At 65.6% G+C, this 13,180-nt stretch carries 13 protein-coding genes; 5 read left to right on the top strand and 8 right to left on the bottom strand.

Translation table 11 applies throughout. The features are described from left to right. Positions 1–20: 20 nt before the first annotated feature. The 3 genes from ILP86_RS19705 to ILP86_RS18810 all read right to left on the bottom strand — a co-directional run bounded on the left by ILP86_RS19705 (position 21) and on the right by ILP86_RS18810 (position 1,190). Entirely contained in the window at positions 21–218 is a 198-nt protein-coding gene (locus tag ILP86_RS19705; RefSeq protein ID WP_227751417.1) for a sensory rhodopsin transducer, read from the bottom strand. A 401-nt stretch (positions 219–619) separates the two neighbouring features. Continuing rightward, positions 620–1,021: a DUF4913 domain-containing protein gene (locus ILP86_RS18815; RefSeq protein ID WP_193762663.1), complete on the bottom strand. Its 402-nt coding sequence runs from the start codon at positions 1,019–1,021 to the stop codon at positions 620–622. Continuing rightward, entirely contained in the window at positions 1,014–1,190 is a 177-nt protein-coding gene (locus ILP86_RS18810; RefSeq protein WP_193762662.1) for a hypothetical protein, read from the bottom strand. Before ILP86_RS18810 ends, ILP86_RS18815 begins: the two co-directional genes overlap by 8 nt. A 294-nt stretch (positions 1,191–1,484) precedes the next feature. Between ILP86_RS18810 and chrA the strand changes: the two genes are divergently transcribed. Continuing rightward, positions 1,485–2,693 carry a chromate efflux transporter gene (gene chrA / locus ILP86_RS18805; protein ID WP_193762661.1) on the top strand — a complete coding sequence of 403 codons (1,209 nt, stop codon included), beginning with the start codon at positions 1,485–1,487 and terminating at the stop codon, positions 2,691–2,693. Positions 2,694–3,385: 692 nt separating this feature from the next. Here chrA and ILP86_RS18800 read toward each other — a convergent pair. The 5 genes from ILP86_RS18800 to ILP86_RS18780 form a co-directional block, all read right to left on the bottom strand. Next, complete coding sequence (locus ILP86_RS18800) at positions 3,386–3,931, bottom strand: pyridoxamine 5'-phosphate oxidase family protein (RefSeq protein ID WP_193762660.1); 546 nt, start codon at positions 3,929–3,931, stop codon at positions 3,386–3,388. A 779-nt stretch (positions 3,932–4,710) separates the two neighbouring features. Then, the gene (locus tag ILP86_RS18795) at positions 4,711–5,337 is read right to left on the bottom strand and encodes an SDR family oxidoreductase (protein WP_308195883.1); all 627 of its coding nucleotides are present in this window, start codon (positions 5,335–5,337) and stop codon (positions 4,711–4,713) included. A gap of 301 nt (positions 5,338–5,638) precedes the next feature. Then, positions 5,639–6,220 (bottom strand): recombinase family protein, encoded by a 582-nt coding sequence (locus tag ILP86_RS18790; protein ID WP_193762658.1) that lies wholly within the window; start codon positions 6,218–6,220, stop codon positions 5,639–5,641. Between the two features lie 190 nt (positions 6,221–6,410). After that, positions 6,411–7,028, bottom strand: a complete 618-nt coding sequence (locus ILP86_RS18785) for a nitroreductase family protein (RefSeq protein ID WP_193762657.1) — start codon at positions 7,026–7,028, stop codon at positions 6,411–6,413. A 10-nt stretch (positions 7,029–7,038) separates the two neighbouring features. Further along, the gene (locus ILP86_RS18780; protein WP_193762656.1) at positions 7,039–8,373 is read right to left on the bottom strand and encodes an MFS transporter; all 1,335 of its coding nucleotides are present in this window, start codon (positions 8,371–8,373) and stop codon (positions 7,039–7,041) included. Between the two features lie 137 nt (positions 8,374–8,510). On the opposite strand from ILP86_RS18780, the gene ILP86_RS18775 reads away from it, so the two are divergent. The 4 genes from ILP86_RS18775 to ILP86_RS18760 all read left to right on the top strand — a co-directional run bounded on the left by ILP86_RS18775 (position 8,511) and on the right by ILP86_RS18760 (position 12,687). Next, the gene (locus ILP86_RS18775) at positions 8,511–10,292 is read left to right on the top strand and encodes a multicopper oxidase family protein (RefSeq protein ID WP_193762655.1); all 1,782 of its coding nucleotides are present in this window, start codon (positions 8,511–8,513) and stop codon (positions 10,290–10,292) included. A gap of 158 nt (positions 10,293–10,450) precedes the next feature. Next, complete coding sequence (locus tag ILP86_RS18770; RefSeq protein WP_025104939.1) at positions 10,451–11,236, top strand: acetoin reductase; 786 nt, start codon at positions 10,451–10,453, stop codon at positions 11,234–11,236. A 206-nt stretch (positions 11,237–11,442) separates the two neighbouring features. Continuing rightward, complete coding sequence (locus ILP86_RS18765; protein WP_193762654.1) at positions 11,443–12,165, top strand: hypothetical protein; 723 nt, start codon at positions 11,443–11,445, stop codon at positions 12,163–12,165. Between the two features lie 42 nt (positions 12,166–12,207). Beyond that, on the top strand, positions 12,208–12,687 hold the full coding sequence (locus tag ILP86_RS18760; RefSeq protein WP_025104937.1) for a cupin domain-containing protein: 480 nt from the start codon (positions 12,208–12,210) through the stop codon (positions 12,685–12,687). Positions 12,688–13,180 lie beyond the last annotated feature (493 nt).

The following is a 13,180-nucleotide window of genomic DNA, read 5'->3' as shown; positions in this document are numbered from 1 at the left end:
TCGCAAGAGGTCTTGGTCCGTTAGTGACTGGCAGGGTAGGCAATCGTGGACATCGGCGCGTTTTCTGCCTGGCGAGAGTCGAGGCGTGTGTGTTGCACGATGATCGGTTCGTCGGAGACGAGGACGAGGCAGTGGTCTTCTACGAGCCGCGTTCGACGCCGATCTCCGCGATAACCTCGTTGCCGAAGTCGAGCGTCGAGAGAACCCAGATCTATCAACGGGGTCTGCGGCTATCTCGCGACAGGCAGTTCCGAAAGTTCAAGGACGCCGCTCATCCACCGGAGCCCGAGTGAATCTCGATGAGCCGACCGCGACGCCGACGCCGGCGGCGTCACACTTGAGTCTCAGCTTCGCCGATCCTGATGCGACGCTCGCTGTCGCCGTTCTCTCGAATACGCCCGTCGTCGCCGCACGAGATATACCGCGTCGTCGCGGCGGATTACCAATAATCAGTATTGGTGCATTGAAATTCTTTCTGATCAGGGCTTTTTCTCCGATAATCTACCTTATGTCAGTCTATGAGTCCTAGCCTCACGGTACTCACGGTAGTAGGAACAATAGAACTATTAGCTCCAATAGATTCAATCGCAAGTCAAGCTATCCATGGGTTTGCATGCGATTACTGCTTCACCGACGCATCAACGCGTCGGGGTTTTTCGTGCCCGTATTCTCCGCACTGGGCGAAGATGCCGAACTCTTTGCTGGTGAGAAACGGCATGTGGTAGTCGAGGACCTCACGGATCATCATGTGCAGCGACGGGGCTCCCTTGCCGCCGGCCAGCATCACTTGCCACTCGTCGTACATCGCCGCGAGCCGATGCACCGCGTCCGGATGCTCGGTCCAGCGGGTGCACCAGCGGGTCTCCGCCGCCTTCCCGGCGCCCGTGAGGCGGTCCTGCAACGTGCCCTCCACCCACGCGACCAGCTCAGCGGGCGCCTCCGTCAGAGGCACCCGCAACACCATCAGCTGCAGCCCGTCCGTCTCGTCGACGTCGACGGTCCGATCCTCGAACTCAGACATCCTGGCTCACCTCCACCACACGATGCACCCGTTCCGGACGCATCTCGACGAGCTTGCGGAAACGCTTGTCCTTGAACCACGGCCGAGCCCGCACGAGGGTGGGGCGGGAGCCGGACGCGAAGACGATCATGCGGCCCACCGACAGGGAGTCGAGATCGCTGACGTCCATGATCCGTTCGCTGCGCTTGGCGACCTGGACGGATCCGCCGTTGCGGCCACTGTTGGTCGACTTCTCCGTGAACTCGTAATCACCGATCAGCTCAGAGAGGTTGCGGTAGAACGCGGCCGAGGTGACTATGTCAACTCGAACTGGCCCAGGGGTGTCAGTTTGATTCGGCCCAGGTGGTGGTGCGGTCGGTATCCTGGGTCCGCGGTTCTTGTGCGTTGTGAGCGAATGCCCAGGAGCTGAGCCGAGCGGTTCTGCGCAGGGCTGGAAATCTTCATCCCGGGGACAGGAGCAGTGATGGCGCAGACCTCGATAGTCGCCGCCCGGAGCACGGTGTGGGAAGTGTTCCGGGTGTTTCTCAAGCTGGGGACCACCTCGTTCGGTGGGCCGGTCGCTCACCTAGGCTATTTCCGCACCGAGTTCGTGGAACGCCGCAAATGGATGGACGACCGCGAGTACGCCGACCTGGTCGCGCTGTCGCAGTTCCTGCCCGGCCCCGCGTCCAGCCAGGTAGGGTTCGGCGTCGGGCTGCTGCGCGCTGGTGGGTGGGGCGCCATCGCTGCGTTCGTGGGGTTCACGTTGCCGTCCGCGGCGCTGATGGTGGCGTTCGCGTATGGGGCGGCCTGGTTCGCCGGCCCGATCGGCGATGGGCTGCTGACCGGGTTGAAGATCGTTGCGGTCGCGATTGTCGCCCAGGCGGTCTGGGGCATGGCGAAGACACTCACCCCTGACAAGCCTCGAGCGGGCATCGCAGTGATTGCGCTCCTTACCACCATGGTCTTGTTCGGTTCGATCGGGCAGGTCGTCGCGATACTAATCGGCGCACTCGGTGGACTAATCTTCTGCCGAGCGGGCGTGGAAGACCGCCCCGACATGCTTCACTTCCCGGTGCGACGCGCCGCCGGCATCGCCAGCCTTGTGATGTTTGTTGCGTTGCTGATCGGTGGTCCGATCCTCGCCGCGGCGACTGGTGCCGGTGGGGTGGCGTTGTTCGACGCGTTCTATCGCGCGGGCGCTCTGGTATTCGGTGGCGGGCATGTCGTGCTCCCGCTGTTGCAGGCAGGGGTGGTCGATCCGGGATGGGTTACCAACGCGCAGTTCCTCGCCGGATACGGTGTCGCCCAAGCCGTCCCCGGACCTTTGTTCACCTTCGCCGGATACCTCGGCGCGACGGCCACCAATGGCCCTGGCGGGATCTGGGGCGCGCTCATCGCCCTGGTCGCGGTGTTCCTCCCCGGGTTCCTGCTCCTGCTTGGGGTGCTGCCGTTCTGGAACACCTTCCGTCGACACGCGTGGGCGCAAGCGGTAATGCGTGGCGCGAACGCTGCCGTCGTCGGCATCCTCGCCGCCGCCCTCTACTCACCCGTCTTCACCACCGCGATCACCGGCCCCGCACCGTTCGCGCTTGCCGTGGTCTGCTTCGTGCTGCTGGTGTCCTTCAAACTCCCGCCGTGGGTGGTCGTGATCGTCGGTGCCGCCGGGGGTGTGCTCATCGGATTGCTATGAGGCCCTCCCGTTCCCGGCCCAGGGTGTCAGGCACCACCCCATCGATGCCGTAGACGGGAAGCCAGAGTCCCATCATCACCGAGGTCCCGCAAGACCATTCTCAGCCAGGAGTGGCGCGGTGAAGGTGTGACAGGGTCTTCAGGGGAGCTAATCGAGTAGCACGCGGGACGGCGGCTGCGCGCTAATGGTCGGAACCAGCTCTGCGACGACGAGTGCTCTCCTGAGACGCAAGCGGATGCCCCGCGAGGGATCAACCCCCTTCCGGCGCTCTGCGCTCCGTCTATCGTCGGCATACCGGGGGTCCCAGCTTCCTCGGGCACTACCGGAGACCCTGCACGGACCACAGCGCTCGCGGAGGTCTCCGGGCCCTTTCAGGAGGGGGTTCGCGGAAAGTCGAGCCCCCTCATGCGCGGGGGCGTATGAGGGGGACCCGACATCTCACTCCGCAAAGCGGAGGGCACGCGCTAACTGCTCCCGGTATCCCCAGATCCCGGCTCACCGACTCCCCAGAGGTAGTGCGAGAAAGCGCAACCCACCGTCGGGAGACGTCACCACTCTGTCAGGTCGGCATCGCCGCGGCACCTCCTCTGGGGTGCAGATACAAAGACGCGCCAAACACGCCGATATAGACTTGTAGCTAATCCACTATGGCCAAAAGTCCATACGCGCCAGGGTGACTCTTGACGATGCCCTCACGATTGCGACGGAGGCTGAAAGTGAGGGATGGGGGCAGGCCGCTCACCCCGGAGCTCTTGGTGTCGCGATCGCGCTGTCTCCGTGACCGGCACGGCGTAGACCGGGGGAGTGGGGCGCGCGACCTTCGGGAACCGGCGGCCGGTGATCTCGCTGGCGGTAACTTTCAGCACGAACAGCTTCGGCATCGCTGTCCACGACTTGAAGTGCTCAACTCCCACACGGTGCAGCTCGGCCTCGCTGGTGACCTGCTCCACAACTCCTCGGACCACCACACTCCAGAAATCCGCGTCGTCGACACCGTCGACCTCGACCGCAACTCGGGGCTGAGAAGCGACCGCAAGGAACTTCGAGTCCACCGCTGACCGAATATAGATGGTTCGGTCGACGGCGAGATGATTCACCGGTCGGATGTCGGGAAATCCGTCCGCTCCGGTGAAGGCGAGCCGGCAGAGTTGCGTCGTCCGGAGTAGTTCCCAGCAGTCCGCCTCGCCAAGCTCGTCAGGGCGAAGACCAGGCTGAGAGTCTTCCGATCTTGCAGTCATCACTGACCTCCTATGAGCCGGAACACTGTGTCGATTTTGATAGTGCTCTATCTCGATGATCCCACCAGGCCGAGGAGCGCTCGAGGCCCGCGCGTCTGAGAGCAGATCCCAGTTCCGGGACGCGCAATCCGACTCCCCCTTCTTCGGGGCAGACGGAAAACCCAACTTTCTCGGCAAAACAGCAGGCGTCATCAAAGGACAAGCTCAGCGATAAGTGGCGTCGCCTCGCTCGAGAACAGTATTTCTCACGGCCAGGGCCGACTCGGTGCCCATTCCCCGCAAACGATCGTTTACGGGGCCGCAGCCCTCCTGGGACGCTTCTCTCGGTCGCTGTATCCCAACTATCTAACAAAAGCCGAGGCTGTACAGACAGTCGAGCGGCCCCCGGGAGACGGTGACCCACTATCTGTCGGCGCACCATCGGTCTGATGGCGAGTCGGGCGATCCGGGAATCTTATAGATGTGTCCGTTTCCCCAGGCCTGAAACAGTGATGACTGAGCTCGTCCGGGCGGCGTCCAGAAGCCCTTGTCGTAAGCACGGTTGGGTGTCATGCTGGCGTCAGGGTTGCGGGCCTGGGGAGGCTCGCGACAAGCCGCGGGCGATTCCCCCTCATGCTGGCGGCCGCACGCTGAGGGCTGCTCCGCCCAGCCGTTTCCCGGTCACCGCGGGGTAGCCCTCGGCGTCCGGGGTTGACGGCGTGCAGCACGCGATGCGCTATCCGTCTGAAGCCACCGAGCGCCGGGCCGGACGAGTCGCGATCGTCGGACTTGCTGGGCGCCTAGCGGTCGCTGACAAACGGTGAGCTGCGTGAGTAATCGCCGTTGGCAACGGTTTCCGTAATGAATCGGGCGAGGTCGCTTCGACGGAGTGTGGTGCGACGCCCCGTCAGGTGCGCGTCGTGGTCGACTTCTCTTGCAGCACCGTCGACCAGGCCGGGGACCCGAACGAGCGTCCAGTCGAGACCGCTGCGTTGCCAGATCGCGCGCTCTGCGATCTTGTCCTTCGCGAGCATGCCGCCGAGCGAGTTTAGTAGCCAAAAGATGATCCGGTCCCGGTTCCTTTTGCGATCCCCGGGAAGAGTGAGACCTGCGCCGCTAATGCCGACGTACCGGCTCACGTGCGCATCGCCCATCGCGCGGACCACGATCGCCGCGGTGTCGCGCAGAAGAGTGGTGTCTTTGACGACGGGGCCGAGCGCGGAGGCGACGGCATCGGCACCGTTGATCGCTGTGGCGACCGCTGCCGTATCCCGGATGTCGCCCGCCGCAATGGTGACACGGTCAGCCACGGTTGCTGCTTTCGCGGGCTCGCGGACGAGCATCGCGACGTCATGGCCGTCTGCGAGCAAATCGGCGGCGAGTAGGCGACCTGTGCGACCAGTGCCACCTAGGGAGTGTCTCCCAATCGCGGGGGGTGTGACCCGCGATTCTGGCCGGCAAACTGTTCAGCGAACCCACGATCGAGAAGTTGGACGTCCTGGCCTCTAAGCTCCCCGCCTGGGACTACGATCTCGTCGAGTGTGTCGCTGTGCGATGTTCAGATCGCACAGCGACACACTCGTCACGATGGGGTCACGTTGGTGGCTGCGTGCAGTGCGGCGGTGAGGTAGCCCGGGGAAGCACCGACACCTTTGTCCGCGACGTGCTCGGGCCCAGCGATGTGAGCAGCTTCGCTCGGTGTCGTCCTTCTCGCTTCGCTCGGTGTCGTCAGGCGGCGGGTGGGTTCGCTCCGCCGCGCCGGATCGCTCGGTACACGGTTGAGCGTGCGACAACGAAGATCTCGGCGATTTCGCTCGTGGTGTGCGTGCCGGCACGGTGCAGCGCGACCAGGTGCTTCTCCTGTGAGACGGAGAGCTTGGGCTTCTTTCCGCGGAGCTTGCCCGCGGCCTTCGCTATCGCCATCCCCTCGCGCGTGCGGGCACGGATGAGGTCGGCTTCGAACTCCGCGACCATCCCGAGGACGTTGAACAGCAGTCGCCGAACGGGATCGGTTGGGTCGTAGACGGAACCTCCGAGCTTCAGCGTCACGCCCTTGCGCGTCAGCTCGTCGGCGATATCACGAGCGTCGGGGAGTGATCTTGCGAGGCGATCGAGCTTGGTGACGACCAGGACGTCACCTTTGCGGACCGCGGCAAGCGCTTCGCGGAGCCCCGGGCGTTCACGGTTCGTTCCGGTCATGCCGTGGTCGACGTGCACGTTCTCGGGATCGACGCCGAGCGAGTGGAGGCCGTCCCGCTGCGCGGCGAGGTCCTGCCCAGAGGTTGAGACGCGGGCGTATCCGACAAGCATGCGGCGACTGTAGCGTTTAGGGCACCTTCACCGGGCATTTTTGCGGGACAGTCTTACGGGAATCGAAGGCTTAGGTAGTTGCTGGGTTCTGGTCGTTCACCCGGATGGTCCGCACCTGTACCGGTGGACGACCCCTCAGCGGGCCGCCGGTTCACTGTCATCGTGCAGTCGCGATCCTGTAGGTTCTGGCTCAGGGAGTTCTCATGCGTCGCGCACGGATACCCCGGTCACGGCTCTGCGGCATCTGCCCGAAGTGAGGCCCGGGGTCGAGGATCGGGCGCGACGAGCTCGTCAGGCGGTCCCGCAGGGCGTCGTCGATGCTGCCGACGTACAGCCAGCCCATCAGCAGTTCGTGATCGGCCAGCCCGTGCGCGGCCCGTACTTCGGGCGAGTTGGCCAGGTGTCCCGTGCGCCATTTGACGCCCCAGCCGGCCTGCCAGAGGGCCAGTTGGAGCAGGTGGCCGACGCCGGCGGCGGTGGCGTGCTGTTCCCATTCGGGCACGTCGGGGTGTTCTCGAGGGCTGGCGACCAGGGCGATGAGCAGCTCCGCGCGGAAGGGCTTGGGGTTGCGCTCCCCAGGTTCGCGGTCGACGCTGCCGGCGGCGTCCAGTGCCTCGCCGAGTCGGGTGCGGTCCTCGCCACGGAGTGTGATGAGCCGCCACGGGCGAAGGGACTTGTGGTCGGCTACCGGGGTCGCTGCGGCGAGCAGGTGCATGAGCTCCGCATCGGTCGGCGTCTCCGGTCCCACTTTGCCCAGCGAGCGCCGAGTCGCCATGGCTTCGAGCAGGGGATCAGAGAAGTGGACCATGTATCCATTGTCAGCGCCTGGAGACATCCGGTAGTCGTCGAGAGGCGACCACCCCCACCGTGCCCATCGCGGCCAGGAACAGCAGCGCCCACTGCAGGGCGAGGGTCGCCAGCAGCGCGCTGATCGCGCCGACGATGAGCAGGACGAACCCCATGGCGGTGTTCGACACCGCCACGTAGGTGGTGCGCTGGTCGCCCTCGGCCATGTCGATCACATAGGTCTTGCGACCGACGCGCACGCCCGTGTGTGTCAGCGTCAGCAGGAAGTAGGCGGCGACGAAGACCAGATTGCCTGCCAGCGATGCTCCTGCGAAGACGGGGAGCGCGACGAGCACCACGAGCGCCACGATGATCGCGGATGCCGCGGCAGCGCCGAACGTCATCACGTTCCTGCTGGAGCGGTCGGCCCATCGGCCGAAGATCCTGCCGCCGATCAGGGCGGCGACCCCGGAGGCCAGGATGAACCCGCCGAGCCCCGACAGTCCGCCCGCTCCGGAGGCGATGGACAGGGCCACCACGAACGGCGGGGCGAGTGAGGAGACGAGCAGGAGACTGCGCACCCCGACGAAGCGGCGGAAGTCGCGGTCGCCGCGCAAGAGTGCGATGGTCTCTGCGAACCAGTTCGGCCCGGGGCCAACATCTTTCTCGACGCGGCCGGCGCCGACAGGTTCTTCGGATGGTTCGCGAATGCCGACGTACACTGCCGCCACCAGCACCCAGAGTGCGGCACCTGCCGCCAGCAGCCACGCGAGCTGTTCGGCCGCCAAGTCCTCGCCGCCGAGAATCCGGATGCCCAGGCCCAGGGTGATGGCCACCACTCCGGACGCCGTGGTCGCCAGCCCGTTGATCTGCCCGCGTTCGCCCTTGGGTATGGTCCTCCCTTGGACGTCCTTGGAGGCGATCGAGCACAGGCACCGCCCCAGCGCGAACGCCGCCAGCCCGACCAGGATCACGACCCCGGCGACCAGGCCCTGCCCGAGCGCGGCGGTTCCGGCGATCACTCCCGCCGAAGCGGCCTGCACCAGAGCGCCGGAGATGAACACCCACTTGCGGAACCGCACACGGACGATGAGTGGCGTGAGGAACGCCTGCGGGAGCATCGAGAGCGACTCGCGGATCGGCACCAGTAGGCCCGTCAGCGCCACGGGAACGCCGAGGGCGTTGAACAGCCACGGCAGCACGGTCGAGGCGTTGACGATCTGATCGCCCGAGGACTGGAGCGCGTTGGCGGCCACCAGTCGAAGTCCATTGGGCGCGAGATTGCGTCGCACCTCAGGATCGAGCTCCTGCTCGGCCCGCTTGTCCCGGTGCAACACCGCCGAGTAGATCCGCTCCCCAGCGCTCATACCCGGGAATCTAGACCGCGCCCGCGACATCCGCAAGACCTCTGTTCGACGCTCGCGTCTGCGCGCGGAACTCCGTCCGTTATACCCGTGTGTGCATAGTCCCACGACACGTCGGGCGGGCTGGTAGCGTGTAGCGCATGGCCGCCGCGCACCGCATGCCTCTGACGCCGTTCGTCGACGTTCTGCCGTTGCCCGAGCGCCTGCTCGCGCGCGATCACAACGGCCGTCTGACGGTGCGGATCCGTACCGGCTCGCACAGCTTCCATCGCGATCTGCCCCGGTCGCGTGTGTGGGGCTACGACGGCACGCTCCCAGGCCCGACGATCGAGGCTGAGCGCGGCCACCCGGTCCGCGTCGAGTGGCGCAACGAGCTTGACGGCGGGCTGCCCGTCATCGTAACGATGGCCGGCGACGAGGTCGACGCCGACGGTGTGCCTGTGCAGTGCAGTCCCGGTCTGAGCGGCGGCACGCCGGACCCGCACGCCGCGGCGCTGACGGGACACTCGGTCGTGCACCTGCACGGTGGCCTGACACCGGCCGTGTACGACGGCTGGACCGAGAACCTCTTCGCACCCGGCCAGCTCGCCGTATTTGACTACCCGATGGACCAACGCGCGACGCTGCTCTGGTACCACGACCACGTGATGGGCGTCACTCGGTTCGACGTATACGCCGGGCTGGCGGGACTGTGGATCATCCGCGACCAGCGCGAACGTGACCTCGGGCTGCCCGAGGGACCACCGTACGAGGTGCCGCTGCTGCTGCAGGACCGTAACTTCGGACTCGACGAGGGCGGTCGGCTGACCGGCCAGCTGGTGCACAAGACCGACCCTGGGGTGATGGAGGCCTTCGCGCCGTTCACGGTCGTCAACGGCAAAGTCTGGCCTATCCTCGACGTCCAGCCCGCCACGTACCGCTTCCGCGTGCTCAACGGCTCCAACGCCCGCACCTTCCGGCTCGTGCTGCTGCGAGACGGCGTGCCCGAATTCGATCGCATCACTCAGATCGGCACCGACTCGGGCCTACTCCGCGAGCCCGTCGCGCTGCCACCCGACGGGCTGGTCCTCGCCTCAGCCGAGCGCGCCGACCTGCTCGTCGACTTCTCGGACCTTCAACCGGGCACCGAGCTCACGCTCTACAACACCGCCGGCGCTCCGTTCGATGGCGCGCCCTTTCCCGCCGCTGATGCCGCCGATGCCGCGGATCTCGACGCGCTGCTGCCGTACCCCCAGGTCATGCGTTTCCGTGTCGTCCCGGGCCCGGTCGCGCACCGTCCGGTGCCCCGCGAACTGGCGACCGACTTCGCCCTGCCAAAACCCGAGGAGCTGGACGCGGCGCCGCGGCGTGCCATCGCGCTTGTCGAGCGCGAGTTCGAGGACGTACCCAACATGCTGACCATGCGTGAGCTCGCCGTTGTCGACGACGAGGACGAGACGACCGGTCCGCTGATCACCCTCACCGACGGCGACCACACGACGCGCTACCGCGCGGTTGCCGCCCACTTCGAGGACACCGCCAAGTTCTTCCCGATGCTCGGCCAGTACGAGATCTGGCAGCTCATCAACCTCACCGATGACACGCACCCCATCCACATCCACCTCGATCCCTTCCAGGTCCTCGCGCGCCGGCCCATCGGCTGGGAGATCCCCGACGACGGCATCGGCGATCTCGACCTCAGCGCGCGGATCACTCTCGGTCGCGACCCCGACGACGAGCTCGACCACGTCATCGACGCCAACGAGCGCGGGCTCAAAGACACAGTCCGCGTCAACCCCCACGAAATCGTCGAGATCGCCGTCCGGTTCCACGCCTACAGCGGCCGCTACATGTACCACTGCCACATCCTCGAGCACGAGGATCGCGATATGATGCGGCCCTTTGTGACCATGCCTCCCGAACTCATGCCGTTCATGGCGTGACCCTGGCACGTCAGGAGCGCCAGGGAATACAAATCGATTCGCCATGTTGAAGTGGGAGACGGGCAGCCACTTCTGCTGGCCCTGCACTGTACGACGCGCCAGGCCCGCGAACATCGAATCTGCTGGGCGCCCGTTCGCGTTTGAGAAGGAGTACGAGAATGGCTATTCAGGATAAGGTCGCATTGGTCACCGGAGCCGGGCAGGGGATCGGGCGCGGCATCGCGCTTCGTCTCGCCGCCGACGGTTTTGACATCGCCGTCGCGGACATCGAGCCGCAGCGCGAGAAGGGTGATTCGGTCGTCGCCGAGATCGAGCAGCTGGGCCGAAAAGCGGTCTTCGTCGCTGCGGACGTGTCGAAGCGCGACCAGGTCGTTGCCGCTGTCGACGCAGCCGCCGAACAGCTCGGCGGGTTCGATGTGATCGTCAACAACGCCGGCATCGCCCAGATCAAGCCCGTACTCGAGATCACCGCCGAAGAGCTCGATCAGATCTTCCGGATCAACGTCGACAGCGTGGTCTGGGGCATCCAGGCGGCCGCAGCGAAGTTCGAACAGCTCGGTCACGGTGGAAAGATCATCTCCGCGGCATCCATCGCGTCGATCCAGGGGTTCCCCATCCTCAGCGCGTATTCGGCCTCGAAGTTCGCCGTTCGCGGCTTCACCCAGGCGGCCGCGCAGGAGCTCGCTCCGAAGGGCATCACGGTGAACGCTTACGCGCCCGGCATCGTCGGCACCGGCATGTGGGAACTCATCGACGCCGAGCTCAGCAAGATCAACGGCAAGCCACTCGGCCAGAACCTCAAGGAAAACGTGGAGGGCATCGCGCTCGGCCGCATCGAGACCCCCGAGGACGTCGCGAAGGTCGTGTCGTTCTTCGCCGGCCCCGACTCGGACTACGTCACCGGCCAGGTGCTTCTCGTCGACGGCGGCATGCTTTACAACTGAGTCATCACTGACCGTCTCACCACCCGCCGCGCGTCGGCGTGTGACCCTCCCGGGCGCCCTCCGGTATCGGCAGCTCAGCCCGCAGACCGAGCAGTCGGAAAGGCCTCGTGAAGATCAGACGAAGTCACGACCGGATCGTACTCACCTGCCCCTCGACGCGACCTGCGTCGGGGGGCTTTTTCGCGCCCACAAATCGGCGCCCAGTGGTGCAGCCACCTCGATACGCCTGTACTGAATTACGTATCGAACGCGTCAGCCGCAACCTCCGCGAGCTCGAGGTCAGGGCGCGCACGCACTTCCGGCGGGTTCTGCCTGCCGGGACGCTCACCGCGCGTCGAGGGCTCCCGGCGAATGTGGTGTTCGCAGCCGCCTTGTCCATGGCGTTCTTCACCGCAGACCTGTTCATTCCGCTCGCCCTTACCAGCGTGCGAGGGATCAGCGCTACACTCGCCGGGATCGTCCTGACCGCAGGCATCATCGGGTGGACCGCCGGCGCCTATGCCCCCGCCCGGCTCCTGAAGTGGGGCATGACCAAGGGGGGCGTCGCGCGCCTCGGAGCGATTCTCGTCATCGCGGGTTTGACGGTGATCGGTGCCGTGATCCTCACCACCGTCCCCGTCCCCGTCGCCGCCGTGGGCTGGATCATCGCCGGGCTCGGCGCCGGTCTCGGTTTCACGATCAACTCCATCGCCGTCCGCGATGATGCCGCTGGCACGGTCGGGCGCGCCTCATCGCAGATGGAGCTCGGCAACCAGGCCGGCATCGCCATCGGCACCGGGCTCGCCGGTGCCCTGGTCGCCACCATGGGCGCCACTGCAGCCGGACTAAGCGGCGTCCTCGTCGTCGCTGGGGCCGGCGTCGTACTCGCTCTCCTCGCCTCCACGAGGTTCGCCGAAACCCACCCACCCTTGACTCCCCCCGAAAGATGATGCTGACTTGGACTCGAAGTCCGAGCACAAAAGGAGAACACAATGACCATCAACGACATCGGGCCCCGCCCGAACGCGTTCGACATCGAAGAGGCCACCCGGCGGAACGAGAACTACCGCAGCGTGGCGTGGACCGGGAAGTATTTGCAGGTCACGCTGATGTCTATCCCGGTCGGGGAGTCCATCGGCCTGGAGGTCCACCAGAACACCGATCAGTTCCTGCGCCTCGATGCCGGACAGGGCAGGGCCGTCATGGGCCCGGCCAAGGACCGGCTCGACTTCGAGCAAAACGTCTCGGATGGGTGGTCTGTCCAGGTCCCCGCCGGCACCTGGCATGACGTGATCAACACTGGCGACGAACCGCTGCGCCTCTACGCGATTTATGCCCCGGTGCACCACGCACCTGGCATCACCCAGAGAACCAGCGACAAGGCAGAACAAGACGAAGCGACCGGTAAGGACGAGCCTCCCGCATGGACCGTCCAGCCCGAGGACAGCGCGCCGGACGAGCACGCCAACTGACGTCTACTTGTGTCACCGCTCCGTAAGGATGTTGCGGACGAGGATCGTCTTGGTCCACCCCGGGCAGCGCGCCCCGCCGCCGCGTGAAGACATCGGCCGGTCTCGACCGGCCGATGTCTTCACGCTCCCGCCCCTCACGCTGGTAGGTCTGACGATCACGGATGTCGAGGACCTCGACTGGGCCTCGTGTCAGAGTGTCGGCAAGGCCGCATGGTTCCTCGGGCAGGCCAACACTGTGCCCTGTCTGCGACACCGTGCGATCACAGAACGCCGCCACAAAGCGTCAAACTCCACACGCATGGGAACGATGCATCTGGCGGCGGAGAAAGCGGGTGCCCAGAAGCCGCTGGCAAAAATTTCACCGAGCTAAGAGGACGCCCGCGGAAAACGATTGTTTTCGGTGACCAGCGTGCTGAACGAGTGGCAGGCTCGGAGAGTAAGCCGAACGGGGACAGATAATAGGTACGAGCTTGAGCCAAGCTGTGTCGGCCAG

The sequence above is a fragment of the Microbacterium sp. R1 genome (genome assembly GCF_015159725.1).
In the GTDB taxonomy this organism is placed as follows: domain Bacteria; phylum Actinomycetota; class Actinomycetes; order Actinomycetales; family Microbacteriaceae; genus Microbacterium; species Microbacterium oxydans.
This window is presented reverse-complemented; position numbering and strand designations above follow the sequence as displayed.